Source organism: Martinezella sp. CNPSo 3964, from assembly GCF_057784375.1.
Window position 1 is genome coordinate 445,383 of the sequence record NZ_JBXSOW010000003.1, and the last position, 26,993, is coordinate 472,375.

The 26,993-nt window shown below is 61.1% G+C and carries 25 protein-coding genes; 15 read left to right on the forward strand and 10 right to left on the reverse strand.

Going from position 1 to position 26,993, the window contains the following annotated elements:
* Positions 1-122: 122 nt before the first annotated feature.
* From AC13Q5_RS12510 to AC13Q5_RS12525, 4 genes are all read right to left on the reverse strand, one after another.
* Positions 123-1,538, reverse strand: a complete 1,416-nt coding sequence (locus AC13Q5_RS12510) for a sensor histidine kinase (protein ID WP_488501858.1) — start codon at positions 1,536-1,538, stop codon at positions 123-125.
* A complete protein-coding gene (locus AC13Q5_RS12515; RefSeq protein WP_075853561.1) occupies positions 1,528-2,196 on the reverse strand; it encodes a response regulator in 669 nt (222 codons plus the stop codon). Before AC13Q5_RS12515 ends, AC13Q5_RS12510 begins: the two co-directional genes overlap by 11 nt.
* Positions 2,197-2,259: 63 nt before the next feature.
* A complete protein-coding gene (locus AC13Q5_RS12520) occupies positions 2,260-4,053 on the reverse strand; it encodes an alpha/beta fold hydrolase (protein ID WP_488501859.1) in 1,794 nt (597 codons plus the stop codon).
* Between the two features lie 10 nt (positions 4,054-4,063).
* Entirely contained in the window at positions 4,064-5,578 is a 1,515-nt protein-coding gene (locus AC13Q5_RS12525) for a lipopolysaccharide biosynthesis protein (RefSeq protein WP_488501860.1), read from the reverse strand.
* Between the two features lie 190 nt (positions 5,579-5,768).
* On the opposite strand from AC13Q5_RS12525, the gene AC13Q5_RS12530 reads away from it, so the two are divergent.
* Positions 5,769-6,623 (forward strand): glycosyltransferase family 2 protein, encoded by an 855-nt coding sequence (locus tag AC13Q5_RS12530; RefSeq protein WP_488501861.1) that lies wholly within the window; start codon positions 5,769-5,771, stop codon positions 6,621-6,623.
* Here the strand turns inward: AC13Q5_RS12530 and AC13Q5_RS12535 are convergent.
* A complete protein-coding gene (locus tag AC13Q5_RS12535; protein ID WP_488501862.1) occupies positions 6,590-7,792 on the reverse strand; it encodes a glycosyltransferase family 4 protein in 1,203 nt (400 codons plus the stop codon). The genes AC13Q5_RS12530 and AC13Q5_RS12535 overlap by 34 nt on opposite strands.
* A gap of 406 nt (positions 7,793-8,198) precedes the next feature.
* On the reverse strand, positions 8,199-8,435 hold the full coding sequence (locus AC13Q5_RS12540) for an Lrp/AsnC ligand binding domain-containing protein (RefSeq protein WP_047630985.1): 237 nt from the start codon (positions 8,433-8,435) through the stop codon (positions 8,199-8,201).
* A gap of 208 nt (positions 8,436-8,643) precedes the next feature.
* Here AC13Q5_RS12540 and AC13Q5_RS12545 point away from each other — a divergent pair, with 208 nt between their 5' ends.
* The 3 genes from AC13Q5_RS12545 to AC13Q5_RS12555 all read left to right on the forward strand — a co-directional run bounded on the left by AC13Q5_RS12545 (position 8,644) and on the right by AC13Q5_RS12555 (position 12,697).
* Positions 8,644-9,927 (forward strand): NAD(P)/FAD-dependent oxidoreductase, encoded by a 1,284-nt coding sequence (locus AC13Q5_RS12545; RefSeq protein WP_488501863.1) that lies wholly within the window; start codon positions 8,644-8,646, stop codon positions 9,925-9,927.
* Positions 9,928-10,025: 98 nt separating this feature from the next.
* Positions 10,026-11,561, forward strand: a complete 1,536-nt coding sequence (gene amaB, locus AC13Q5_RS12550; RefSeq protein WP_457880733.1) for an L-piperidine-6-carboxylate dehydrogenase — start codon at positions 10,026-10,028, stop codon at positions 11,559-11,561.
* Between the two features lie 146 nt (positions 11,562-11,707).
* A complete protein-coding gene (locus AC13Q5_RS12555; RefSeq protein WP_488501864.1) occupies positions 11,708-12,697 on the forward strand; it encodes an Ldh family oxidoreductase in 990 nt (329 codons plus the stop codon).
* 252 nt (positions 12,698-12,949) lie between these two features.
* On the opposite strand, the gene AC13Q5_RS12560 is transcribed toward AC13Q5_RS12555, so the two are convergent.
* The 4 genes from AC13Q5_RS12560 to AC13Q5_RS12575 all read right to left on the reverse strand — a co-directional run bounded on the left by AC13Q5_RS12560 (position 12,950) and on the right by AC13Q5_RS12575 (position 16,507).
* A complete protein-coding gene (locus AC13Q5_RS12560; RefSeq protein WP_488501865.1) occupies positions 12,950-14,266 on the reverse strand; it encodes a glucoamylase family protein in 1,317 nt (438 codons plus the stop codon).
* Between the two features lie 255 nt (positions 14,267-14,521).
* Positions 14,522-15,085, reverse strand: coding sequence for a TetR/AcrR family transcriptional regulator (locus AC13Q5_RS12565; protein ID WP_488501866.1), 564 nt, complete (start codon positions 15,083-15,085; stop codon positions 14,522-14,524).
* Between the two features lies 1 nt (position 15,086).
* The gene (locus tag AC13Q5_RS12570) at positions 15,087-15,551 is read right to left on the reverse strand and encodes a nuclear transport factor 2 family protein (RefSeq protein ID WP_488501867.1); all 465 of its coding nucleotides are present in this window, start codon (positions 15,549-15,551) and stop codon (positions 15,087-15,089) included.
* Between the two features lie 92 nt (positions 15,552-15,643).
* Positions 15,644-16,507: a DMT family transporter gene (locus AC13Q5_RS12575; RefSeq protein WP_488501868.1), complete on the reverse strand. Its 864-nt coding sequence runs from the start codon at positions 16,505-16,507 to the stop codon at positions 15,644-15,646.
* A gap of 108 nt (positions 16,508-16,615) precedes the next feature.
* On the opposite strand from AC13Q5_RS12575, the gene AC13Q5_RS12580 reads away from it, so the two are divergent.
* The 11 genes from AC13Q5_RS12580 to AC13Q5_RS12630 all read left to right on the forward strand — a co-directional run bounded on the left by AC13Q5_RS12580 (position 16,616) and on the right by AC13Q5_RS12630 (position 26,985).
* A complete protein-coding gene (locus tag AC13Q5_RS12580) occupies positions 16,616-18,025 on the forward strand; it encodes an aminotransferase-like domain-containing protein (protein ID WP_488501869.1) in 1,410 nt (469 codons plus the stop codon).
* A 161-nt stretch (positions 18,026-18,186) separates the two neighbouring features.
* Complete coding sequence (locus AC13Q5_RS12585; protein WP_075853573.1) at positions 18,187-18,843, forward strand: response regulator transcription factor; 657 nt, start codon at positions 18,187-18,189, stop codon at positions 18,841-18,843.
* The gene (locus tag AC13Q5_RS12590; RefSeq protein ID WP_075853574.1) at positions 18,840-20,216 is read left to right on the forward strand and encodes a sensor histidine kinase; all 1,377 of its coding nucleotides are present in this window, start codon (positions 18,840-18,842) and stop codon (positions 20,214-20,216) included. Before AC13Q5_RS12585 ends, AC13Q5_RS12590 begins: the two co-directional genes overlap by 4 nt.
* 104 nt (positions 20,217-20,320) lie before the next feature.
* Entirely contained in the window at positions 20,321-21,004 is a 684-nt protein-coding gene (locus AC13Q5_RS12595; protein ID WP_457880723.1) for an MtnX-like HAD-IB family phosphatase, read from the forward strand.
* Between the two features lie 20 nt (positions 21,005-21,024).
* A complete protein-coding gene (locus AC13Q5_RS12600; protein WP_457880721.1) occupies positions 21,025-22,443 on the forward strand; it encodes an aspartate aminotransferase family protein in 1,419 nt (472 codons plus the stop codon).
* 4 nt (positions 22,444-22,447) lie between these two features.
* Positions 22,448-23,401, forward strand: coding sequence for an arginase family protein (locus AC13Q5_RS12605; RefSeq protein ID WP_075853577.1), 954 nt, complete (start codon positions 22,448-22,450; stop codon positions 23,399-23,401).
* Entirely contained in the window at positions 23,398-23,751 is a 354-nt protein-coding gene (locus tag AC13Q5_RS12610; protein ID WP_075853578.1) for a DMT family transporter, read from the forward strand. Before AC13Q5_RS12605 ends, AC13Q5_RS12610 begins: the two co-directional genes overlap by 4 nt.
* Complete coding sequence (locus AC13Q5_RS12615; protein WP_075853579.1) at positions 23,748-24,620, forward strand: fatty acid desaturase family protein; 873 nt, start codon at positions 23,748-23,750, stop codon at positions 24,618-24,620. The genes AC13Q5_RS12610 and AC13Q5_RS12615 overlap by 4 nt, the downstream gene beginning before the upstream one ends.
* Positions 24,610-25,425 (forward strand): alpha/beta hydrolase, encoded by an 816-nt coding sequence (locus AC13Q5_RS12620; RefSeq protein WP_075853580.1) that lies wholly within the window; start codon positions 24,610-24,612, stop codon positions 25,423-25,425. The genes AC13Q5_RS12615 and AC13Q5_RS12620 overlap by 11 nt, the downstream gene beginning before the upstream one ends.
* A complete protein-coding gene (locus AC13Q5_RS12625) occupies positions 25,406-26,554 on the forward strand; it encodes a GNAT family N-acetyltransferase (RefSeq protein WP_488501870.1) in 1,149 nt (382 codons plus the stop codon). The genes AC13Q5_RS12620 and AC13Q5_RS12625 overlap by 20 nt, the downstream gene beginning before the upstream one ends.
* Positions 26,554-26,985, forward strand: coding sequence for a DMT family transporter (locus AC13Q5_RS12630; RefSeq protein ID WP_457880715.1), 432 nt, complete (start codon positions 26,554-26,556; stop codon positions 26,983-26,985). The genes AC13Q5_RS12625 and AC13Q5_RS12630 overlap by 1 nt, the downstream gene beginning before the upstream one ends.
* Positions 26,986-26,993: the final 8 nt, after the last annotated feature.

Genomic DNA, 26,993 nt, shown 5'->3' on the forward strand with positions numbered 1-26,993 from the left:
GGTACCTCCCAAGGCCAGGGGCCGGGCATCTTGCCCGGCCTTTTTTGTTGCACGCACAAGAAACTCCCTCTCCCCGCTCGCGGGGAGAGGGGACTATCTCGCCATCACCGCCGCTTGTACTTTCAAACCGCCGGCAGCCGAACACTGACCAGCAGGCCGCCGCCGGCGGCATCGGCGAGGGCGGCGGAACCGCCGGCGCCGTCGACGACCTCGCGGACGATGGCAAGTCCCAGGCCGCTGCCTTCCGGCTCCGTGCCCATGATGCGGTAGAAGCGTTCGAACACATGGGCGCGCTCGGCCTCGGGAATGCCCGGGCCATTGTCTTCGACCCATAAAAGCGCCGTGTCGTCTTCCTGTTCAACGCCAACAGTCACGCGGCCGCCGTCCTGCGTGTAACGCAAGGCATTGTCGATAAGATTGACCAGCATTTCGCGCAGCATGGTGCCGTCGCCCTCGACGCAGACCGGCTTTTCGCTCGCCTCGAGACCCAGGTCGATATTGCGGCGCAAGGCTTCCTCGGCGAGCGTTTCCAGCACGCGTCTGGCGGTTTCGGCGAGGTCGATCGTGTCGTTGCGTGGTCGCCGGCTGCCGTGCTCGGCACGAGACAATGTGAGGAGCTGGCTGGCAAGCCGCGTGACTTGCCGTGTGCTGGAGCGCAGCGCCGTCAGCGCCTCGTCGCGTCTGATATTGTCCGTCTCGCGGGCAGCGACGCTCGCCTGCGTCGAAATCAGCGCCAGCGGCGTGCGCAGCTGATGGGCGGCGTTCGAAACGAAGCGGCGCTGCGCGGCCATCTGGTTCTGCACCCGCTCCATATGATCGTTGAGGGCATGGACGAGCGGCCGAAGCTCGTTCTGCACCATATGGGGGTCGAGCGGATCGAGACGCTGGCGGCCGCGCTCGCGCACGGCATCGCGCAGCCGCAGCACCGGCGCAAGGCCGCGCTGCAGACCAATGATGGTCACCAGGCCGGCGAGCAGGACGAGGGCCAGCTGCTTGGTGAAATCCGAGAGCCACAGCCGGCGGCGCATGGCATCCTGGCTGTTGTGCGTGACGGCAACCGCGACGGAAATGGTGCTGTCCTGATCGAGGCCAACAACGGGATGGCTCAGCATGAGCACGCGGACGCCGTCGGTCCGAAAGGTCCTGTCTTCGCCGATGCTGTCACGCTCCGGCCGCGGCAGGTCGGGGAAGCCCGCGACGAGATTTCCCCATGCGGTCACGACCTTATAGAAGACACGATCGCCATAGCCTGTATCGAACATTTCCAATGCGGCGGGCGGAATGTCGATCTGCACCGTGCCGTTGGCATCGACGCGCACGGCCTCGGCGATCACGCGTGCAGAGGCGAGGAGCGTATGATCGGTGACGAGATTGGCCGTCGCGTCGGCCGAACGGAAGCTTAGATAGAGGTTGATGCAGATGGCGCCGATCAGGGTCAGCACGACCCAGGCCAAAAGCTGCGCCCGCAGGCTCGTCTTCACCGCGCCGACGGCGCGGCTGAGGATTCCCGTGAGTGGTGAAGCCTCGTCATTGTGCATGGCGAAGGAGATAGCCGAGGCCGCGTAGCGTTGCGATCTGCACGGTGCTGCCTTCGAGCTTCTTGCGGACGCGATGCACATAGATTTCGATGGCGCTGGTGTCGGCAAGATCATCGAAGCCGAAGACGCTTTCCGAGAGCGTCGCCTTGGTGACGGTCGTGCCAGCCTTCATGACGAGATGTTCGAGCACGGCGTGCTCGCGCGGCGTCAACGCCAGGGATTCTCCGGCCAGATAGAATTGTCGCGTGCCGCCATCGAATACCAGGTCGCCGACGGCGATCTCAGGCGCGGCACGGTCATGACCACGGCGCACGGCAGCCCGTATGCGAGCTTCGAGCTCGGCAATCTCGAAGGGTTTTGCCAGATAATCGTCGGCGCCGCTGTCGAGGCCGGCGACCCGGCCATCGAGGCTGGCATTGGCCGTCAGAATGATGACCGGTACCTTGTTGCCACTCTGGCGCAAGCGCTTGAGCAGCGTCAGCCCGTCCATTTTCGGCAGCGACAGGTCGAGGATGACGATGGCGTAGGCGGCGACTTTCAACATGTGCTCGGCATCTTCGCCATCATAGGCGATGTCGACGACATATTGCGCCTGACGCAGCGCCTTGCCGAGCCAGGACGCCAGTTCGCGGTTGTCTTCGACGATCAGGAGCCTCATGCAGCGACTATACAGCAAGTATCGGATATGGCGAACATTTCCGGCGGTTTTCCGGCCAGGGTCTCATCTGTTGCCGAGCCTCAGACCCATCTCCCTGACCTCTCTCAGATACACCTTGCGCGCATAGGGCGGGGTCAGATTGTGGTCCGCTTCGGGGATGATGGTGAGGCGTATATCCGGAAAATGCTTCAGGCCGGCGCCGTTCTCGCCGAACTGGTCATGCAGGTGGTCGAGGCCAATATCGTGGGCGCTGTAGATCAGGGACATGTCGACGCCGCGTCTGGCGAGCGTACGGAAACCGCTCAGCACAGGTCCTTGCGCCGCAGAGAAGATAGGGAACGCACCGAGCAGCTGGCGAGCCGATCGTATCGCCCGCCGGCCGAGCCCGGTCGCCACGTTGCATATGGCGCTTCTCGCATCGATCTGGCCGCCGAAGAGCCGCTTCAGCGTCTCCATTTGCAGGAGCTTGCGGCCATAGGTCTCGAGCGATCGGGGAGCGAAGCGCAGGGCTTCATCGACCGATCGGCTCTCGTCCCAATGGAAGCTGTAGGGATTGACCGTGATGAGGCCGCCGCAACGGGCGTCGCGCAACGCTGCCTGAAAGGCGAGATAGCCGCCGCTGCAGCGCCCCACCACATAGGCCGGCAGCAGATGCCGGCTCTCCAGAAGATCCAGCGCCTCGGCGACATCCCGATGTTGTTCGCGGGAATAGAGTACCTGTTCCGGAGCATCGGAAAGCGGCGGACTGTCGCCGACATTGGCCGTATCGAAACGCAGCGAGGCAATGCCGTCGCGGGCAAGCGCGCGCGCCATGGCGACCGACATCCGGCCCCAGCCGGCGCTTCGGTCATAGGCTGTCGTCAGGAGCAGCGCGGTCGCGCCCGTGCGCGCAATACCCCGCGGTTCGCAGAGAATACCGAACATGCGGTTTTCCGTGCCGAAGCGTAGCGGTGTCTCGCGAAAGTCTTCGCCGGTGAGGGGCTCTGTTGCCGGCGGCGCAAGATCGATCGATGCGATCTCACTGGTTTCGGCGGCGACCGACTGCACCCATTCGACTATTTTCCGGGCGGCTGTCGTCGGCATGGTGGCGATGGTTGGGTTCGAGACGAGATCGTCATAACCATCGTAGGAGGCCTGCGTGACTTGGGTAGCGAGCGTTTCGAGATGACGCGCGAAGTCGGCGTCTCCAGGACGGCCGGGGCGCGTCAGCACGAGGCAGTTTGTGGTGCCCAGCCGATCGAGCGTCATGAGGTTCAGCCTCCTGACTGCATCGGCGGCGCTATCGGGCATGCGCAGGCTGGCGACGGTGACACCCTCCGTCTGACGCTGCGCTTCGGGCAGCCCCATGCTCTCGTCGATCATCTTCGACCAGACGGTCAGCTCGCGCAGATAGGCCCGGCCGGAGATGACGGGCGCGAGAAAGGCGAGGCCGTCAATACCGGGAATATGTTCGGCGAGAGTGGCGGCGATGGTTCCGCCGAGACCCTGGCTGACAAGGACCAGCCGTTCACAGCCGGAAAGCACCTTGAGTTTTGCAGCTGCCGCGAGAGCGGTTTCCTGCCAAGGCTCCAGGCCTTTGCCTTCATCGGTGAGGTCGAGCGCATCGCCGGTGCCGGCATAATCGAAACGCAGGCTGGCAACGCCGATATCAGCGAGATCCTCGGCCAGAATCCGCCAGAACTTGCGCACGCACATTTCCTCGAACCCCCAGGGGCTGAGAAACAGGACGGCGGTGCCGCGTGAAGGTGCCATGGCCGATGTGAACAGGCCGACCGTTCCGGCGAAGGTTACCGGGGTCGCTGCCGATCTTAGCCGCCTTCCTTTGTCTTTTTCTTCGGCGGCTCCCCAACCAGCCATGCTAGTCTCCTCACATTCGGCGCGGGGCCAATAGGGCCAGAGCCTGAGTGGCAATCGGATTGATACGTGCGGGCAATCGCGTCGCGATCTTCTGCATGACCTCGATATCTTCGGCTGGAACGGCTTTCAGCATTCTGAGCGCGATGCCATAGGCCAGCGCGCCGGCGATGATGGCGCTTATGAGACCTGCGACACCGGTCAGCGCCTGAACAAAACCATAGGCTGCAACCGCGCACAGAATGGCAGCAACCGTGACTTTTGCAAGGTTGATGAGCATACCGCGCGTCGATCCTTCGAATTCCATGCGGCGTACCGTCATCAGGCACAGGGCGACAAAGGCGAGCAGACGGACCAGCGCCGCACCCTCGCCTCCGTAAAAGGGTACGGCGATGACGCAGCCGATGACCATGATGACGCTGGCGACGACGCCAATGACGGTGCGTTCGCGCACGCGATCGAGCGAATAAAGATACTGTGTACAGATCTGCATGAAGACATAGGGTACGGCAGTCAGGGACAGCAGCGCCACCATACCGCCGCTCGGCGCAAAGGCCGGGCCGAAGATCGTCACGACGAGCTCGGGCGAGATGGCCGCCAGGCCGAAGCTCATCGGCAGGGTGATATAGGCGATGCTGCGCGCCACGCCGGCAAAGACTTCGACTGGCAGTTTGTCCGATTCCCGCGCGTGCATCTGTTCGGAATAATAGGGCAAGAGGCTGCCGCTCAGTTGTACGGGCAGCTGCAGCGCGAGGTTGGCGAGCGACAGGCCGACGGCGTAAAAGCCAACCGCTTCGATACCCCAATAACGCTGCAGGAACAAAAGTTCGATGCGATTGAGGAAGACGGAGCTGTTGACGAGCTCGATCGAGAGAATGAGCGATGAACTGATCAGAGCGGAAAGGCCGACGCCGCAGCTGTTCTTACGGGCGATCGCAATCCTGAGTGTTGCGATGAACATCGGCAGCTGACCGATCGCGTAACCGGCAAGCGCACCGCTGACGCCGAAGAAAATCGCGCCGAAGAGGACGGTAACGAGCTGCAGCACCGAACTTATCACGGTGATGCGCAGGAACGCGCCGACCTGCTGCTCGCCGATCAGATAGTTCTTGCTGTAGGCGCCGAGAGACTGAAGAACGAAGAAGACGCCTGTTATGGCAATGACTGCGGACGCGTCGCCGGCCCAATGCAATCGCTCCGTATCCCAATAATAGGCGGCGTAGCCGAGAAGCAGAATTCCGGTTGCGAGAATCGTCGGTTGCAGGAGATAAGCGGCAAAACCCAACCGTTCTTCAGTAGAATAGCCGTTCCCCTTCAATTGCGGCAGGATGCGCAGCAGGGTAACGCCGGCACCAAGCTCGGCGATCAGCGCGCCGGTCGTCGTCAGCCACAGGGAAAAGGCGATGATGCCGTTGGCCTCCGGGCCGAGCAGGCGCGCCGCGATGATCGAACAGGCAAAGCCGGTCGCGAGCAGGGTCAATCCCGCCGCTGCGTTCAAAACCGAATTTGCCATTATGCTCTTCGTCATGAAGACTGACCGTTCCTCAAGTTGCCGGAACCTATCGCACATATCCGGCTCTTCGTGGGGATAGCGTCAGCTCTATTTCATATGCCTTAATATTTAGGGTTTAATGCTGCACTAAGTTCGTTTTTTACTTCGGCTAATATTCTTTCTCTCTGATATTGGCCGTCCCCCGGGACTTGTGCGGAGGGTTCTAGTGTTCAGCCTCATCGTCTGCACGGTCGATCGGTTCGACCAGCTGGAGCGGCTATTCCGTTCGCTGGCTGGGCAGAGTCATAAGGATTTCGAGGTCATCGTCGTCGATCAGAATGCGGACGACCGACTGCTGGCGCTTATCGACGGCTTTTCCTCTTCCTTCCTCATTCGTCACGTCCACTCGCCGAAAGGGCTTTCGCGGGCACGCAACAACGGCATGGCGGTCGCAGAGGGCGACTATGTGTGTTTTCCCGACGATGACTGCTGGTATGAGGACGACACGCTTTCGACGGCTGCGACGCTGTTTTCAGCCCATCCGGAGCTGGCGATTATCACCGGCCGCACCCTCGATGCCGAAGGCCTGGCCTCCGTCAGCCCGACGGGTGAGACGCGACTTGCGCTGACGCGGTGGAACTATCTGAAGTGCGGCAACTCCAATGGTATCTTCGTGCGCCGTGCAGCACTGGTTGATATCGGCGGCTTCGACGAGGATCTCGGCGTCGGTTCGGAATCGCCGTTCCAGAGTGGCGAAGAGGCGGATTTCCTGCTGCGCGCGCTTGCCGCCGGCAGACGAGCGATGTTCTTTCCCGAGCTCATCGTCCATCACGATCAGGTCACCAGCGAATATGGACCGCGGCAGGTGGAGCGGGCGCGCAAATATGGACGCGGCTTCGGCGCGCTGATGCGCAAGCAGGCCTTTCCCTTTTACTATGTCGGCTACCGACTGTTTCGCCCGGTCGCCGGTTGGCTGGCGGCGCTCGCGCGTTTCAACCTCGATGCGGCCCGCTACAAGCGTGCCTGGCTGATGGGCATTCTCGAAGGTTATGCCACCTGGCCGCGCTGGCGCAGGAGCTGAGGCGACTTGCCCTTCGGCGTCAGCGTCTCGGCATAGACGTCCATGTAGCGCTGGGCGACTTCATCCCATGCATAGGCGCGGGCATCGCGCAACAGTTCCTGCCGCAAGCTGAGGTCGTCGGCCTCAAGGCGCTCGTAGGCTGCTGTCAGGGTATCGGCGGCTGCTTCCGGATCGGCGAAATCCGAAAGCATCAGGGCAGGATGGGTTTCGGCCATCGCCTTATAGGCTTCGTTGGCGTTCAGTACCGGCAGCAGACCGGCGCTCATGGCTTCGATCGCCACCAGACCGAAGCCCTCATATTCCGAGGCCGAGGCGAAGAGCGAGGCGCGGGCGATGATATTGCGGATCGCTCCTTCGTCGATCGATACATGCAGCGCGACGTTGTGCTCCAGGCCGCGCGCCGCGATTTCATGTTCCAGCATTGGCCGATCGAGATCCGATGCAGCGCCGATAATGTCGAGATGCCAGTCTTCATGGCGGGCCGCCAGCACCTTCATGACATCGAGCAGATGGTCGAGCCGCTTGTTGACCGAGAAGCGGCCGATGGTGACGACGCGGCGGCGGGCTTCCAGGGCGGCGCAATTGGAAAACTTGCCGACGTCGGCGCCGTTTTCGATGAGGCGGACACGGCTTTCGGCAATCTGCGCAAAGAGCCGCGCGTCGGACTGGCTGCAACAGATGAGAGAGGCGTAGCCGAGGGCGGAAAGCCGCGTTGCCGTGTTGAACCAGATCTTCTTGATGGCGGCATATTTCTGCGTGTGGAAGAAGCCGCCATGGGTGGTGGCAACCATCGGTCTCCCATGCATCAGCTTGCCCCAGGCTAATGCGTCGAAGAAGAAATCAACGGCGTGGACATGAACGAGGTCGGCATCGGCCAGATGGCGGAAGACTTTCGGCGCTAGCGGATAGCGGCTGGAGCCGGACCAGGGAATGCGGACGATCTCGATGCCGTCGATGGTTTCGTGTTCCGCGAGCTCCCGGCCGGGATCGGAAAACAGGCTGTTGCAGGTGACGACGCGCACGCGGTAGCCGCGTGCGACCAGCTGGCGGCAGAGATTGGCAACGACGTCTTCCAAACCGCCCTTGTTCGGCAGGAACTGGCGCACGACATGCACGATCAGCGGCCCGGTGTGCTTGTTTGCCTGATTATCCGCAACAGCCGATGTCATCGATCCACCCTCGACCTCTATACCGCGCCACGCGCCGGCAATCCGGCGCTGCAGCGCGCCGCCCGTTGATCAGTCGGCAAAGCAGATCATTGGGTCGGTTAAAAAGGGTTTAATCGCGGGTCGGCGAGCGTTGTGTTTCGGGCAAGAGGGTTAATGTGGGGGCGATATGCAGCGAGAAGGACAAGCGCGCCGGGGGAATGTGATGATGCTGGACTATTGTGCCATACCCCTCACCCTAACCCTCTCCCCGCATTGCGGGGAGAGGGGACTATTTCGGTGTTTGTGCTGCATTTGTGCCCCGACTACAGCACCCAGTAAACTCCCTCTCCCCGTCAAAAACGGGGAGAGGGCTGGGGTGAGGGGCAATTTCGAATGAGATGATGTATCGGCCCGAAATCCGGACCTCTCAGAACGCTCGGAAGGTCAGCGTCGTCAGCGAGCGGATGATGCCGGGGATATTGGCGATGTGGTCGTTGATGAATTTGCCGATATCCTGCTCCTCGGCGATGTAGACCTTCATCAGCAGGTCGTAGTCGCCGCTGGTGGAATACAGCTCCGAAACCAGCTCCGTCTGGTAGATCGCGTCGGCGACCTCGTAGGTCTTGCCGGGAGAGCATTGGAGCTGAACGAAAATGGGCTTCATGAGGATGTCCTGCTTTTGGCTGCGACCGCGATGGCGATCGGCTTTTCCTCTATAATGGTCGAAAGCGCTGTCGCCATGCAAGTTTTTCTCCAGAGCGGATGATTTTTCGGCATCATGCTATGTCCATCGGATGTCGCTCTTGCCGCTTCCGCAACTTCGCGCACAGCGCTAGATTGGCGCGATTATCTCTGTCGATTGGACCGATTTCATGCTGAATGACCCACGCTCCCATGGTCTCTGGGAAAAGACCGCCCCCTTGCCGCCGGCAACGAAGCCGCTTTCTGGCGAGATATCTGCCGATGTCGTGGTGGTCGGTGGTGGCTATACCGGTCTTTCGACGGCGCTGCATCTGGCGGAAGCCGGCACGAATGTCGTGTTGCTGGAGGCCAATGAAATCGGCTTTGGCGGTGCCGGGCGTAATGTCGGCCTCATCAATGCCGGCATGTGGGTGATGCCGGACGATCTTCCCGGCGAACTTGGCTCCGTTCATGGCGAGCGCCTGCTCGAGCTGCTCGGCAACGGGCCGAAGCTGGTCATGGAGCTGATCGACAAGCACGGCATCGCCTGTGAGCTCGAGCGCAACGGTACGCTGCATTGCGCAGTCGGGCCGGAGGGATTGAAGGAAATCGAGGAGCGTGCCCGCCAGTGGAGCAAGCGCGGCGCGCCGGTCACAGTGCTCGACGCGCGGGAGACGGAACGTCGCATCGGCAGTTCGGCTTATGCGGGCGCACTGCTCGACATGCGTGCCGGCACGCTGCAGCCGCTTGCCTATGCCCGAGGCCTTGCCCATGCCGTGGTGAAAGCAGGCGTTACAATCCATACTGGCAGCCATGTGACCTCGACGGAGAGAAGCGGCGCGAAATGGGTGGTTTCGACTGACCGCAGCAAGGTCAGCGCCGACTGGATTGTCGTCGCGACGGATGCCTACAGTACCGGTCCCTGGGAGGCGATCAGGAACGAACAGGTGCATCTGCCCTATTTCAATTTCGCCACCGTGCCGCTCGGCGACAACCTCAGTAAATCCGTGCTGCCGGGGCGTGAGGGTGCTTGGGATACCAAGGAAGTGCTCTCGTCCTTCCGCATGGACCAAGCCGGCCGGCTCGTCTTCGGCAGCGTCGGCGCTTTGCGCAATACCGGTCTTGCCATCCACAAAAGCTGGGCGCGGCGGTCGATCAGAAAGCTTTTTCCGCAGCTCGGCGACATCCCGTTCGAATGCGAATGGTATGGCAAGATCGGCATGACCGACAATGCATTGCCGCGTTTCCACAAGCTGGACCGGAATGTCGTCGGCTTCTCCGGCTACAATGGCCGCGGCATCGCGCCGGGCACCGTGTTCGGCAAGGTGCTTGCCGGCCATATTCTCGGGCAGATTTCCGAGGCCGATCTGCCGCTGCCGGTGACCGACATCGTCGAGCCGAGCTTCAGGGCGGCAAAGGAAATGTGGTACGAGGCAGGCGCCCAGGCCGCCCATTTCGTCGGCGCTCGGGTCTGAAGCAATTCCAGGAAAAGTGCGCAGCGGTTTTCCGTCCGGAATTGCGAGACAATAGATAGAACAGTCAACGAACCAGCATCACGGGAAGAGGAAACAAGATGACCGCGACATCAGATCTTGCTGCCGAAACCAAGGCGATACTAACGGAGCTTGGCGTATCGGCTGATCGCTACACCGGCGGAACGCTTGCCGTCATCTCTCCGGTGACGGGCGCCGAGATCGGCCGGCTGAAGGAGCATTCAGCTGGTGAGGCGAAGGGTGCGATCGCGGCGGCGCATGAGGCGTTTCTTGCATGGCGCAATGTGCCGGCGCCGAAGCGCGGCGAGCTGATCCGCCTGCTCGGCGAGGAGCTGCGTGCCGGCAAGGCGGCGCTTGGTCGCCTCGTGTCTATCGAAGTCGGCAAGATCACCTCCGAAGGTCTCGGCGAAGTGCAGGAGATGATCGACATCTGCGATTTTGCCGTTGGTCTTTCTCGCCAGCTTTATGGCCTGACCATTGCCACCGAGCGTTCTGAACACCGGATGATGGAAAGCTGGCATCCGCTGGGAGCGATCGGCATCATCTCCGCCTTCAATTTCCCGGTTGCCGTCTGGTCGTGGAATGCGGCGCTCGCCATCGTCTGCGGCAATTCCACCATCTGGAAGCCATCGGAAAAGACGCCGCTGACGGCGCTTGCCGTGCAGGCTTTGTTTGAAAAGGCGCTAAAGCGCTACGTCGCCGAGGGTGGCGAGGCTCCGGCCAATCTTTCGACGCTGTTGATCGGTGGCCGCGATCTCGGCGAGTTGCTGGTCGATCATCGCCAAGTGCCGCTGGTTTCCGCGACCGGCTCGACGGCGATGGGCCGGGCGGTCGGCCCGCGCCTTGCCGGCCGGTTCGCCCGGGCCATCCTCGAGCTCGGCGGCAACAATGCCGCCATCGTCTGCCCGACGGCCGATCTCGACCTTACCCTGCGCGGCGTCGCCTTTTCCGCAATGGGCACGGCCGGCCAGCGCTGCACGACGCTGCGTCGTCTCTTTGTCCATGACAGCGTCTATGACCAGCTCGTTCCGCGCCTGCAGAAGGCCTATGGTTCGGTGACGATCGGCAACCCGCTTGAAGCAGGAACCCTCGTTGGCCCGCTGATCGACAAGCAGGCCTTCGACCGCATGCAGTCGGCGCTTGCCGCAGCGAGGGCGGCCGGCGGCACGGTGACTGGCGGCGAGCGTGTCGAAAACGCTTCTGCCGACGCCTTTTACGTCCGTCCGGCTCTGGTCGAAATGCCCGAACAGACCGGCCCGGTCGAGCAGGAAACCTTCGCGCCGATCCTCTATGTCATGAAGTACAGCGATTTCGACAAGGTTTTGGCGCTGCATAACGCCGTGCCGCAGGGCTTGTCTTCGTCGATCTTTACCAACGACATGCGGGAAGCGGAGACTTTCGTGTCGGCGCGCGGTTCGGATTGCGGTATCGCCAACGTCAATCTTGGTCCCTCCGGCGCCGAGATCGGCGGCGCATTCGGCGGCGAGAAGGAAACGGGTGGCGGGCGCGAGTCCGGCTCCGATGCCTGGAAGGCCTATATGCGTCGGGCCACCAATACGATCAACTACGGCCGTACGCTGCCTCTGGCCCAGGGCGTCAAGTTCGACGTCGCATAGCAGGAGCATTTCCAGGAAAAGTGCGCAACGGTTTTCCGCCCGGGATGCGTAAAGGAACAATGAGACAGAGTTTTTGCTGCATTGCGATGGGGCGGATGAGGGCGTAGAAAGTCTTTTATCCGCCTCATTTTTCAAGGTCTCCTCTCATGCATCTGTCGCTCGCCGAAGCCGAAACGCTTGTAGTGGAGGCGTTGCAGCGAAGCAGGGTGAGTGCCGAAAATGCCCGTTCCGTGGCTGTCGCGCTCGTCGCGGCGGAGGCTGCCGGGCAGGGTGGCCATGGTCTGCGCCGCGTCCCTGCCTATGCTGGCCAGGCCAGGGTCGGCAAGACCGATGGTTTTGCCACGCCACAGATGAGCCGGCCCTTTCCAGCTGTGCTGCGCATCGATGCCGGCAATGGCTACGCCTATCCCGCGCTCGATCTTGCCGTTGCCGAGCTTCCCACGATTGCCCGCGAGCAGGGGATTGCGCTTGCCGCCATCAGCCGATCGCACCATGCCGGCGTCATGGGCCTGACAGTGGAGCGGTTTGCCGATCAGGGACTGGTGGCGCTGATGGTCGCCAATGCGCCGGCATCCATGGCACCCTGGGGCGGCAAGACGCCGGTCTTCGGCACCAACCCGATCGCCTTTGCCGCGCCGCTTCCGGGGGACGATCCGATCGTGATCGATCTGGCGCTGTCGAAGGTGGCGCGCGGCAAGGTGATGGCCGCGCGGCAGCAGGGCGCCTCGATCCCCGCCGACTGGGCTTTCGATCGCGGGGGAAAGCCGACCACCGACGCCGAAGAGGCGCTTGCCGGCACGATGGTTCCAGCCGGCGATGCCAAGGGGGCGGCACTCGCTCTCATGGTCGAAATTCTGGCGGCCGGCCTGACCGGCGCCAATTATGCCTTCGAGGCCTCCTCGCTCTTCGACGACAAGGGTGCGCCACCCGCGCTCGGCCATACGATCATCGCGATCAATCCGGCGGCCACGAGCGCGGCCGATACGGCGCAGCGGCTGGCTTTGCTGGCAGGTGAGATCACCCGCGATCCCAATGTCCGCCTGCCGGGGCGACGCGGTCAGAGTTCGCGGCGCCTTGCATTGGCGGAGGGGATCACCGTCGAGGATGAAGTGATAGCGGCGATAGAGAGGCTTTGAAGGCTGCTCAAGATGATGGACAGGTGAGCGTGGCTTTGTCGTGATCCGGTGCACGGCCCCTCACTCCAGCCCTCTCCCCGTGAGCGGGGCGAGGGAGTTATCGCGCAAAGCAATGTGTCGATGTGCGAAGAGGGTAGCGGTTTGACTCGTTCGTCTCCTCGCCCCGCTCACGGGGAGAGGGTTAGGGTGAGGGGCCAGGCAGGTAGTCGCTACGTTAACGAGGATGCCTGATGGCTACCCACGATCAAAAAATCAAGCGATCGCAGGCTTTTCGTTCAGCCAGCCGCCGGTGAAGCCGGCGCGTTCGAGGCCGGTGCGGAGGATCGGCGATTGCCGCATCAGGTTCCAGATCATGCCGGTACGAGCGTTTTCGATCATCATGACCAGCAGGCCCTGGTCGATGGCGACGGAGCGATCGTCCACCCAGCCTTCCGGACCGGGACCCTTGACGCTCGGATTGAAGCCGCCGGGGAAGCGGCCGTCGAGCAGCAGGTTGGGATAGGTCGAAAGCAGTGCCCGCGTGCCGTCGAGTGCGGCCTGGCGGTCGAAAGCGAGGCAGGATAGCGGTCCCCAGGGGGCGATGGTGCCGTCGTCCGGGCCAAGCGGTGCGCCGCGGGCGGCATAGCCGAAGACCTTCGGGGCATAGCGCAGGCTGTGCTTGGTGCCCGTCGGGTTTGGGCCGTCGCAGGCGGAAAGGCCCCAGATATCCTTCGTATAGCCCGCGAAATGGCCGGGATTGCGTTCGGTGTAGTCGCGCTGCACTGATATCGCCGTCTGCGTATTGCGGAAGTAATCGGTATCCTTGTCGGCGACATGCTTGTCGCGGATGCCACGAAAATCGATCCAGGCATGCGAGAAGAGGTGGATGAACAGCGGCCCCGCATAGAGGAAGGGCGTGTCCTTGAACATCATCCAGGTATAGGTCGAGGCAAAGGCGTCGTAGCTCGATGGCGGAATGGGATGCGTGGGCGAGCCGAGCGCCAGCACATAGAGGAAGATTGCCTCGTCATAGCCCTGGTAGCGCCAGCGCAGGAAACCGCTGGCCGGCTTCCAGCCCATGCTGATCGTCTGGCCCTTGTTCAGCGCCCAATGCCAGTCGCAGCGTTCGTAGAGGAATTTTGCCTGCTTGCGGAGGTCGCGCTCGACCTGACTGTTTCCGGTGAAATAGGCTGCCGCCGTCAGAACGCCGATCAATAGAAGACCGGTATCGATGGTCGAAAGCTCGCTGTTCCAGGCGCGGTTGCCTGTCTCCATATAGAGGAAGTGATAGTAGAAGCCGCGATGGCCGGTGGCGCCACGCTCGGTGCCCTGGTCGCTGTTGGCGAAGAAATCGAGAGCGGCCAGCACCCGTTTGGCCGCATCGGCGCGGCTGATCCATCCACGCTCGACGGCGACCGGATAGCTCGACAGCGCGAAGCCGACCGCGGCGATGCTGCAATGGCTCGTCTTGATCGATGTATCCGCCACCAGCCCGTTTTCGGGATTGGTGTGGAGCATGAAATAGTCGAACGCCGAACGTTGCAGTTGGTCGATCAGCGCATCGTCGGTGTCGTTTACCTGTTGCAGCATCGTCTATCCGTCTCCTCGGCGCTCCCGTTCCCTGCTGAGCATAGGAGCCTGGATAGTTGCAAATCAAACATGGTTAACATTGCCATGCATTTGTGGAGGATTGTTTAAGATCATGGTCTTATCCGCAGTCCATCCCCAATTCTTGAGGGCAGCGTCGCAGCTTTCGGCTGACTTGAAGCGTCAAGCCTGCCGATCAGCCATCTCCGCCAGGCGCTGAACGCCATGGCGGGAGGTGATTCGCGCTGGTCGCATCGCCTATCGAAGCGCTGATTCCATTCGCTGTTCCAGCCTTTTCAGGGTTCTGCCGAAAATCGCATCGTCTCCGAGGGCTCTCGCAAGCGTCAACGCGCCCTGGATGCCGACGATGGCCTCTTCGGCGAGCGCCTTCGCCTCCGTATCGGGCAGGCCGATTTTCCGCAGAGCCCGGGCAAGCGCTTCGATCCAGCGATGGAAATAGCCGCGGATGGCGGCGGAAAAGCGATCGCGCGTTTCGTCGAGCGCGAAGGCGCCGATCAGGCAGACGCGGCGGCCGGAACGGAAATAGCTGTCCGTCGTCTCCCACATGCGGGCAATGGCGGCGCGTGGTTCTTCCCTTTCGAGCGGCTCGAACATCTCCCTGACGAACCATGTGTCGATATTGGCCATGATCTCCGCCGCCATCTCTTCCTTGCCGCCTGGAAAGAAGTGATAGAGGCTGCCTTTCGACAGTTTCGTGCGCGCGGTGATCTCGCTCATCGACGCGCCCTCGTAGCCGAGCTCGCGGAAGACTTCGGCAACGAGGGCAATGGCATCCGGCTTTTCAAAGACGGTACGCACCATCTCAGAGGCCGAGATCCGACAGGCTCGGGTGATCGTCCGGCCGGCGGCCGAGCGGCCAATGGAATTTCCGGTCTTCCTCCCTGATCGGCATGTCGTTGATGGAGGCGAAACGGCGCTGCATCAGGCCTTCGGCATCGAATTCCCAATTCTCGTTGCCATAGGAGCGGAACCAGTGACCGCTATCGTCGTGCCACTCATAGGCAAAGCGAACGGCGATGCGATTGCCTTCGAAGGTCCAGAGTTCCTTGATCAGCCGGTAGTCCAGTTCCTTTGCCCATTTGCGTGTCAGGAATTCGACGATCTCCTTGCGGCCGCGAGGGAATTCGGCGCGGTTTCGCCACTGGCTGTCTTCCGTATAGACCTTGGAAACACGCTCGGGATCGCGGCTGTTCCAGCCATTTTCGGCCATGCGGACCTTGGCGATGGCGGTTTCGCGGGTGAAAGGCGGGACGAGTGGGGTCGGCATGATGACAGGCTCCTTCTAAACCGATTGGTTATTAATAGACCGATCGGTTTAGAAGATCAAGCGGCAGTAGTATTCTTGCCGAGGCAGCGGCCTCAATGGGCGAATTTTCGTGCGCCGGCGACGCAGGCGACGACAGCAAGCGTTACGATCAGCATTGACCAGCTGACGCTTTCCTTGAGGAGCGCTGCGGCAAGTGCGAAGCCGAAGAAGGGTTGCAGGAACTGCAGCTGGCCGACGGCTGCGATGCCGCCCTGGGCGAGCCCGCGATACCAGAAGACGAAGCCGATCAGCATGCTGAAGAGCGAGACATAGATGAGGCCGAGCCAGGCAGGACCACCGATTCCGTCGACGCTGTGCGGCATGGTCATGACGCAGAGCGCGATGGTGACGGGCAGCGACAGGACAAGTGCCCAGCAGATGACCTGCCAGCCGCCAAGCCGGCGCGACAGCACCGCGCCTTCGGCATAGCCGAGGCCGCAGACGATCACGGCAGCCAGCATCAGGAGATCGCCGACCGGCGAAGCCGATATGCCCTGGGCCAGCGCATAGCCGCTGACGAGGGCGCTGCCGATGGCGGAGAAGATCCAGAAGGCGGGCCGCGGCCGCTCGCCGCCGCGCAGCACGCCGAAGATGGCGGTTGCCAGCGGCAGCAGGCCTATGAAGACGATTGAATGGGCCGAGGTGACATGCTTGAGCGCCAGCGCCGTCAGCAACGGAAAGCCGACGACACAGCCGAGCGCCACAATGGCGAGTGAGGTGATATCACTGCGGCTCGGGCGCTTTTCACGAAAGGCAAGCAGCAGGCCAAGACCCAGGAGGCCGGCGATGGCGGCTCGGGCAACGGTCAGGAACAGAGGGTCGAAATCCATCACGGCCACCCGCGTCGCCGGCAACGAGCCACTGAAAATCACCACTCCCGTCAAACCGTAGATCCATCCTGTCGTCGTCTTGTCCATTGCGCATGCTCCTTCTTGATCTTCGCGGTATCGGCGTATTTGCCTGGTCAAGCCAGAGACGGTGCAGTACAATTCATAGGAACTGTTATGGCATGAGAGGCAATACGGATGGATGATCTGTCGGTGGCACGCGCAGCCGGCGGCACGCGCATCGAGGGGGTGATGGCTGCGATTTCGGATCGTATTGCTACCCGCAGCCTGATGCCGGGTGCGCGGCTTCCCTCCGTGCGCGGCTTCGCAAAGACGATGCAGGTGTCGGTTTCCACCGTGGTGGAGGCCTATGAGCGACTTGCCGCAGAGGGCACGATCCGCTCGCGGCCGGGTGCCGGATTCTATGTATGCGGCCCGTTGCCGCCGCTTTCGCTGGCCGAGACCGGAGCGAAATCGGATCGCAATGTCGACCCGCTATGGATCTCCAGGCAATCGCTCGAGGTGGGCGACGATGTCCTGAAGCCCGGCTGCGGCTGGCTCCCACCCTCCTGGCTGCCGCAGGCGGCGTTGCGCAGGGCGATGCGAACGATGGCGCGCGGAGATATGGGGGCGCTTGCCAATTACGGGACGCCGCTCGGTCTGCCGCCGCTGCGGCAGTTGCTCGCCCGCCGTCTCGGCGAACATGGCATCACGGTGCCGCCGGATCAGATCCTGCTGACGGAATCCGGCACGCAGGCGATCGATCTTCTCTGCCGTTTCCTGCTGGAACCCGGCGATACCGTTCTGGTGGACGATCCCTGCTATTTCAATTTTCACGCGCTCTTGCGGGCGCATCGCGCCAATGTCGTCTCCGTGCCCTTCACGCCTACGGGGCCGGACGTCGAACTGTTCGGGCAGATCCTCGAACGGCACAGGCCGCGGCTCTACATCACCAATTCAGCCATACACAATCCGACGGGGGCGACACTCTCGCCCGTGACGGCACATCGGCTGCTGAAGCTGGCGGATGCTGCTGGGCTGACGATCATCGAGGACGATATCTTCGCCGATTTCGAGGATGTGCCGGCGCCGCGGCTTGCCGCCTATGACGGGCTCGACCGGGTGATCCATATCGGCAGCTTTTCGAAGACGCTTTCGGCCTCGGTGCGCTGCGGTTTCATCGCGGCGCGCCGGGACTGGATCGACGGTCTTGTCGATCTCAAGGTCGCCAGCAGCTTCAGTTGCGGCCAATTGTCGGCCGAGCTCGTTTATCTCTCGCTGAAGGATGGCAGCTACCGCAAGCATGTCGAGGCTTTGCGGGTACGGCTCGCCAAGACCATGGCGGAGGTATCGACGCGGTTGGAGGCGATCGGCATCGTGCCATGGCTGAAGCCCCGAGCCGGGATGTTTCTCTGGTGCAGATTGCCGGAAGGGCTCGATGCTGCCGATGTCGCGCGTGCCTGCCTTGCCGAGGGCGTCGTCCTTGCGCCGGGCAATGTTTTCAGCCTCTCGGATATGGCCGGACGCTTCATGCGGTTCAACGTCGCGCAGTCGACCGATCCCCGGATCTTCGAGGTGCTGGAGGCCTCCATGCGGAAACTGAGATAGCGGTTTTTGCCGGTGGATTGCGGTGCATTTTCGCTCTGTTTGAAAGATGCAGGACGCCCGCGCTCTTGCCAGGCGGAAATGATCCGTCATAGCTTTGCCACATCGCCGCTCCAATTGCGGCTCACATCGGCTATGAAATATAAGGCTAAGTGAGGTCGGTCGTGCGCGTTCTGCTAGTTGAAGACGACAATATCCTCGGGTCATCGCTGAAGAAGGCGCTGGAAAAGCACGCCTATGGAGTCGACTGGATGCGCGACGGCGAATCCGGTCTCGAGGCGGCGGCGCATTCGCATTTCGCGGCGATCGTTCTCGATATCAATCTGCCGCTGCTGAGCGGCATGGAGGTTTTGCGACGCATCCGCCAGCGGGGAAATTCCGTGCCGGTGCTTTTGCTGACGGCAATGGATTCCGTGCGCCAGAAGGTCGAGGGCCTGGATGAGGGCGCCGACGACTATCTGGTCAAGCCGTTCGATCTCGACGAGCTGCTGGCACGGCTGCGCGCGCTCATCCGCAGGCGCGACGGGCGGACCGAAAGCGTCATCCGCTGCGGCGACGTGGAGGTCGATCCTTCCGCCATGGTGGCGCGCAAGGGCAATGCGCAGGTCCATACCACGGCGAAGGAATTCCACCTGCTCAAGCTGCTGATGGAGCGCAGCGGCCGCTACGTGACGAAGAACGATATCGAATATGCGCTTTATGATGCCGAAAACACCGTCGAGAGCAATACGATCGAAGTGACGATCTACAATCTGCGCAAGAAGCTCGGCACCGATTTCATCAAGTCGATCCGCGGCGTCGGTTACATGATCGAGCGATGAACAATTCCACGCTTACCCGCAAGCTATTTCTCCGTATCGCGCCCGTCGTCGTGGTGACGATCGTCGTGATCGCCGCTTTCGCCTTCAACAGTGCGACGCGGGAGATCAACAATATCTACGATGCCCAGCTGATCGACGATGCCAACGTGATCTGGAGCCTGCTGCGCCGCCCGCTGGAGAAGAATCCGGACCACGCGGCCAAGCAGATCGATGATATCGACTTCAACATGGACAATCAGCTGGCCTTCAACGAAGACGCCGATGATTATGCCGATGCGCATATGTTTCGCGCCTGGGTCGACGGCAATATCCGCTTCTACAGCAGCACGGCCTTTCTCTCCGACGTTCCGCAGCAGAAGGTGGGCTTTACCACGCTGACCTATGGCGGCGACGAGTGGCGCGTCTATTCGCTGCCGATCCCGAACACGACCATCGTGATCGAGCTTGGCGAAAAGATCGCGCTTCGCGAAACGCTCGTTTCCAACATTCTGCTCAACCTGTTCTTTCCGCTGCTGATGCTGGTGCCGGTCATCGGCTTTCTCATCTGGCTCGGCATCAATAGCGGTCTGCGCACCATCCACGGGCTGGTGCGGCAGATCCGGACAAGATCGCCTGAAGATCTCTCGGCTATCCCTGTCGAAGAGCTGCCGCGCGATCTGCTACCGCTTGGCCGGTCGATCAACCAGCTGCTCGAAAAGCTCGGCCAGTCACTAACGCTGGAGCGGCGTTTTTCCGACCTTGCCGCGCATCAGCTGCGCACGCCGCAGGCGAGCGTGAAGCTGCTCCTGCGGATGCTCGAACACAGCGACAGCGATCACGAGCGGCAGGCGATCATTTCCGATCTCGTAGCCAGCAACAACCGCACCATCCATCTGATCGAGCAGCTGCTGCGTCTCGCCAGGGTCAGCCATCACCCCCTTAATCTGACATCGGTGCCTCTCTATCACTGGATGGCGTCGCTCATTGCCGAATTCGGCAACATCATCACCAGCCGCGAACTCGACGTCGTGCTGGAGGGGGATGAGGTGATCCAGGTCAAGACCGACGAGTCGCTGCTGCGCATGCTGGTCACCAATCTGCTCGACAACGCCATCAAATACACGCCAGTCGGCGGGGAGATCAAAGTTTCGATCGCTTCGGAGGATGGTTTCGGCCGCATTTCGGTCAGCGACAGCGGCCCCGGCATCCCGCTACATGAGAGGGAAGCGGTATTCCAGCGCTTCTATCGTCTCAACACGCTTCACACGGAAGGGGCTGGCCTTGGTCTCGCTATCGTTGCGGATACGGCGGACCGCCTTTCGGCAACGGTCGACCTTTCTACTTCACGTTTGGGCAATGGTCTTCAGGTCGATCTAAGATTGCCGTTGAGTTAAAAATACAACGTCTCGTCGGTTTTCATTTTCGCATCATTTTCCGCTCATACCCGGCTCATCTGAGGTTGTTAGACGCAACTTAGGATAAGGCGAAAGGGTATTTCATGCAGGTGTTTTGCGATTTTGATGGAACCATATCCATCGAAGACGCGACGGATATGGTGCTAACCCGTTTCGCCGGTTCAGAGTGGGAAGATATCGAACAGCTGTGGAAGCAGGGGCTGATCGGCTCCGGCGAATGCATGCGCCGCCAGATCGCTCTCATCCAGGCAAATCGCGGCGAGCTCGATCTGTTTCTCGACACGCTGTCGATCGATCCGGGCTTCGAGAGTTTCCTGTCCTTTTGCCGCCGCGACGAATTGCCTGTCACAATCGTCAGCGATGGTGTGGACTATTTCATCCGCCGTATCCTGGCGCGCCATGGCATCGAGGGTCTGCCGATCGTCGCCAATGTGCTCACTTGCAGCGTTTCCCAGGGCCGTGAGTCCTATTCGCTGTTTCCGCCATTCACGGCGACCGGCTGCGTATCCGGCGCCGGCGTCTGCAAATGCCGCGTCGTCGATAGCAATGACCTGCAGGTCTACATCGGTGACGGGCGAAGCGACTTCTGCGTTTCCGACAAGGTCGACCTCGTTTTCGCCAAGTCCAAGCTTGTCGACTACTGCGAGGAAAACGCCATTCCCTATGTCGGTTTCGAAGACTTTTCCGATCTGCTTCCAAAGATGGAAGCCGTTCTCCCGAGCGTCGAGCGACGCTCCCGTACGCTGCCGCATTTCAAGACAGCGTAAACCAGACCAAGAGGCATTGAATGAAAACGAATGCAGCCCAGGCCTTCAGCGGCGAGACCGAGTCCGTCCGCTCCGAAGAAGAATTGCGCGCCCTCGAAGAGCTCTATTGCTCGCATGGCGACACGGTTCACTACACTGACAAGCCTAAATTCTTCGAGGAATGCGAAGGTTCCTTCGTCTACGATCGGACCGGAACGCCGTTCCTCGATCTGCAGATGTGGTACTCCGCCGTCAATTTCGGCTATCGCAATGAGCGCCTGAACGAAGCGGCTCATCGCCAGCTCGATCGCCTGCCGCAGGTCGCCTCGCAATATCTGCACCGTGAGAAGGTGGAGCTTGCGGCGATGATTGCGCAGGATGCCGAGCGCAAGTTCGGTCACAAGGGCCGCGTCCACTTCAACGTCGGCGGCTCGCAGGCCGTCGAGGATTCGCTGAAGCTCGTGCGCAACTACACCGGCGGCAAGAGCCTGATGTTCGCCTTCGAAGGCGGCTATCACGGCCGCACGCTCGGTGCGTCGGCAATCACCTCGAGCTATCGTTATCGCCGTCGCTACGGCCATTTCGGCGATCGTGCCCAGTTCGTCGAATTCCCCTATTACTTCCGCGGCCCGAAGGGCATGTCGAAGGAAGAATACGGACATTATTGCGTCCAGAAGTTCGCCCGCCTGTTCGAGAGCGAATATAACGGCGTCTGGGATCCGAAGGCCGGCAAGTCCGAATATGCCGCCTTCTACATCGAGCCGATCCAGGGCACCGGCGGCTACGTCATCCCGCCGATGAACTTCTTCGTCGAACTGAAGAAGGTTCTCGACGACCATGGCATCCTGCTCGTTGTCGATGAAATCCAGATGGGCGTCTACCGCACCGGCAAACTCTGGTCGATCGAGCATTTCGGCGTTTCGCCTGACATTCTCGTCTTCGGCAAGGCGATCACCAACGGCCTCAACCCGCTTTCGGGCGTCTGGGCCCGCGAAGAGATGATCAACCCGACCATCTTCCCGCCCGGCTCCACGCATTCGACCTTCGCCAGCAACCCGATGGGTACTGCCGTTGCGCTCGAAACCATGAAGATGCTGGAAGAGGAAGATTTCGGCGCCGCCATCATGGAGAAGGGTGCGCACTTCCTCGACGGGCTGAAGCAGCTGCAGAAGCGCCACGCCATTGTCGGCGAAGTCGATGGTCTCGGCCTCGCGCTGCGCATGGAAATCTGCCAGGACGACAGCTACACGCCGAGCAAGGCGACGATGGACTGGATGTGCGACGAAGGCATGAAGGGCGATCTTCAGGTCGGCGGCAAGACATACGGCCTCGTGCTCGATGTCGGCGGCTACCACAAGAACGTCATCACCTTCGCGCCAAACCTGCTCATCACCCGCGAAGAGATCGATCTGGCGCTTGCCCTGCTCGATCAGCTTCTGACGCGCGCTGCCCGGAGATAAGGCCGTGCAACTGCTGCTTCTTCATCTCGATGATGCTTTGGAGTTGCAGCCTGATTTTGTGCGCGCCTGCAAATTTGCGGGCGCGCACCAGTTTTTCGGCAAGAATGCGGGGCAACAGGTTCGGCTGTGGAGCAAACAGAGTGCTCTTGATGATCTCAGTCGAGAGATCGTCAAGAACAGGCCGACGACCGGCAAGGACCCGCAATTGTGCTTCATGGGCTCCGGCGATTTCCACCATGTTACGGCTCTGCTGCTCGACGGCGCACTCGAACGACAATCCGGCGCGACCACGCTGATCCACTTCGACAATCATCCGGATTGGGTCAAATTCGACGGCGGCATGCATTGTGGCTCCTGGGTCAATCGCGCTCTTGCCAACCCCAGTATCCAGAAGGTCGTCACGATTGGCGTCTGCAGCCATGATCTTCGCAGTCCGGAGCGCAAGGGCGCCAACCTGCACTGGCTCGGTGACGGCAAGCTGGAACTCTACCCTTACGAACATCCGCCGAGCCGCGTGGTGGCCGACTACGGCACCGGTGCCAGCTATCGGCAGGAAAGAGGTGCGCTGCACTGGAAATCGATCGTCGAAATCGGCGAGGACAATTTCATTGACCACATGCTCAGCCGCATTCGTACCGAGGCCGTCTACGTCACGATTGACAAGGATGTGCTGGCGGCCGACGATGCCGTTACCAATTGGGATCAGGGCCGCATGCGGCTGCCCTATCTCCTGGCTCTGATCAGCGAAATCGGCAGCCGCCACCGCATCATCGGCGCGGATGTCATCGGGGATTATTCAACTCCGAGTTATGCTGGCAGCCTTCGAACACAGTTCATGAAGCGTGCGGAGATCTTCATCGATCAGCCGCGTATGCGGCAGGGTGCCGAAACAATGAGGAATATCAACAGCGCGGCCAATCACGCCCTGCTGGAGGTGCTGGCGGAGTATATGCAATGACTGGCAGCCTGACACTTCCCATGCTTGGGCTCATCTTGTTCTGCGTGGTCGCCGAGACCGCCCGCGAAGTCTGCTTCAAGCAATCGGCCAGCGAGAACGCCCCCCTCAAGGCGCTGGCAAAACCGGTCACCTGGCTCGGCATTCTGCTCTGGGCCGTGGAGCTTTTCACCTGGACGGCCGTTCTGGAGCACGTGCCACTGACCATCGCCTTCCCGCTGATGGCGATGAGCTATGTTGTCATCGTGCTCGCCGGTGCCGTCATCTTCAAGGAAAACATCAACCTGCGCCACGCGACGGGCGTTTTTCTCGTCACCGCCGGAGTGGTTTGCGTGGGAGTTACAGGACTATGAAAATCTTTGCGCACACTCGATGGGATCTGGCACCGGTTCTGGCAGCAGTCGCCCATCTCGCCTTCGACGTCTATCTGATCGTCGGCTTCGAAAGCCGGCCGCTTTGGCTCTCGGCCATTCTCGGCTGCCTCTATGCCGTTTCGATCTCCTGGAACATCAACAGCATATCTCACAATTTCATCCACACGCCTTATTTCAAGCCGCGCTGGATGAACTACGGCTTCAGCCTGCTGGAATCGGTCGCGATCGGCTTTTCGCAGACCTATTATCACTGGGTGCATATGCGCCATCATTCCGGCAACAGCGACCGTCCGAACGAAAAGGGCGAGACGATCGACATGTTGTCGATCTATCGCTATGGCCGCGACGGCCAACCGGAAAACGTCTGGTCCTATACGTTCCTGAGCTTTTTCCGTGACAGCCTCGGCGATATTCACAAGGCGATTGCCCGCAACCGCCCGTTCGATGCCGCCTGGGGGCGGTTCGAGCTCTATTTCTTCCTGGGGCTTGCCGCGATCGCGCTGATCTACGACTGGAAGGCGGTCCTCTTCTTCGTGCCGTTCTACTATATCGGCAATTGCCTGTCGTCGTTGAACGGCTATTACGAGCACCTGAACGGTGACCCGGACGAGCCGATCGCCTGGGGCGTTTCGAGCCACCAGCCTTTCTACAACTGGCTCTGGTTCGGCAACGGTTATCACGCCGAGCATCACTATCGTCCCCGCACCCACTGGACGAAGCTTCCGGCGCTGCACGACCAGATCAAGGAAGAGCAGGAAAAGAACGGTACGCATGTGATCAGCACCTGCCATGCGCTTGGCTTCATGGCCAAGGAAAACCGGCAGTCGGAGCTATCTCATGAAAGCTGATGAATTGAGCTTCTTCATGGAGGGCTCAAATGGCAAGGGCGTCCTTCTGGTCCACGGACTGACGGGGGCACCTGCCGAAATGAAGCTGGTGGCTCGGCATCTCAACCGCAAGGGCTATAGCGTCTATGCGCCGCTGCTGGCCGGCCACGGCGTCGATGCGAAGACCTTGCGCCAGACCCGTTGGGAAGACTGGCTCGCCTCGGTCGTCGAGGCATCGGAGCTGCTGGCATCCAGAACGCAGGAAGTTTTCGCCGCCGGTATCTGCGTCGGCGGCAAGCTCGCGATGCTGGCTGCCGAACAGCAGAAGAAGACCATCAGCGCCGTGGCGATCTATTCCCCTTGCTTCAGTTATGACGGCTGGGACGTTCCTTTCTACTATCCGCTGCTGGCCTCGCAGATCGGCTGGCTGTCGCGCGTTCCCTTTCTCGATCGGCTGAGCTTCAGCGAGACGACCTCGCTCGGGATCAAGGACGAGCGCATGCGCCGGCTGATCGAAGGCATGGCGAGCGAAGGGGTCCTGGAAAAGTTCCCCGGCAAGGGTTTGGTCGAGATGCATCGGCTGGGCAAGACGCTTCGCAGCATGCTGCCGCAGATGCAGACGCCGACGCTGATCCTGCATGCCGAGGACGACGATCTCGCCAGCCCGAAACATGCCCGCTATATTTCCGAGCATATCGGTGCTCCGCACGAGCTGAAATGGATCACCGACAGCTATCACATGATCCATGTCGACCGGCAGCATCGGCAGGTGGCCGATTTCACGGCCGATTTCTTCGAGGCGCGCCATGTCGCAGCCGCTGCTTAAAATCGTGCCGCAGTCGATCGGTGACCCGGTGGCCGAAGTTCATTTCAGTATTCGCGCCATCGGCCGCGATGCATGGAATGCGTGCTTCCCGAATGATGTCGAGGACTATGATTGTCTGCTGGCGATCGAGGAGGCCGGCCTCGAAGGGTTCGAATGGCGCTATATTACCCTTACGGAAGGTGGACGTGTGAGCGTCGCCATGCCGGCCTTTCTCTGCCTCTATGCTCTCGATACGACGCTGGATGAGGGGTTCCTGCGCCGGTCCGTGCGCAGCGTGCAACGGTATTTTCCAGGTTTTCTGAAGCTGCGTCTTGCATGTTTGGGATCGCCCTGCACCGAGACCGGTGCGATCGGCTTTCATCCTGACGTCCCGCAGGAGCGTCGTCGCATACTGCTGACGGAGATGTTGTCCTTTTTCGAGCAGGTCGCCGCGACGGAGCGTTGTGCGCTGATCGGTCTGAAGGATATTCCGGAGCAGGCTTCGGCGGAGTTCGGCGATCTATTTGCCGCACGCGGCTACGCCTCGATCGGCGCTCTTCCGACGGCGTGGCTCGACATCGATTTCAAGACGATCGATGAATATCTCGCCAGGCTTTCGTCCGGCACCCGCAAGGACATGCGCCGCAAGATGAAATCCTTCGACCAGGTCAGGGTGGAGATGCGGACGGATTTCGGCGAATTCCTGCCCCAGGTGATGGCGCTCTATCACGACACGCGCAACCGCAGCGAATGGCAGTTCGAGGAGCTGACACCAGCCTATTTCCAGGGCATTCTCGCCTACATGCCCGGCCGCTCCTTCTGCGCCTTCTATTTCGTCGGGGACAAGCTGCTCGCCGCCAACCTGATCGTGCATGACGGGCGCATGGCCATCGACAAGTTCTTCTGCATGGATGGGGAAAAGGGGCGACCCTACAATCTCTATTTCATCAGCTGGTTTACCAATCTGCGTTACTGCCTGGAGAACGGCCTGAGCCGTTATCAGAGCGGCCAGGCCCATTATGAAAACAAGCTGCGCCTCGGCAGCAAGCTGACCGCCAATGCGATGTATTTCCACCATCGCAACCCATTGCTTCAGAGTGTGCTGCGGCTGGTATCGCCGCTGTTCTCGACAGACGAGGCGGATGCGTAATGCCTAGTATACGTTTTTTCTGGCTTGCCGTGCCGGTGCTGAGCACGCTGTACCAAGTTCTCATCAAGCTTGGCGCCGGGCATTTGCACGATGAAGGTATGCAGGCATGGCTGTGGCAAGCCCTTTCTTCTCCATGGATATTGCTGGCCATAGCCATCGAGATCGTCGGTTTCTTCATCTGGATGAATGTGTTGGCCGAGCTCGATCTCAGCCGCGCCTTTCCGCTTACGGGCATCAGCTACGTGCTGATCGTCGCGACCGGCTGGTTCGTCTTTGGCGAGCGGGTCGTCGCCTTGCAGATGGTCGGTAGCGGCTTGATCCTGACGGGGGTCTGGCTGATTGCAGGCGCCGGTGTCGAGACGAAAGAGCATCATGAGGAATTGGAGCCGAAGCAGGAGGAACTGCGTACGGGGACGGGCAAGGATAGGTGATGTCCAAT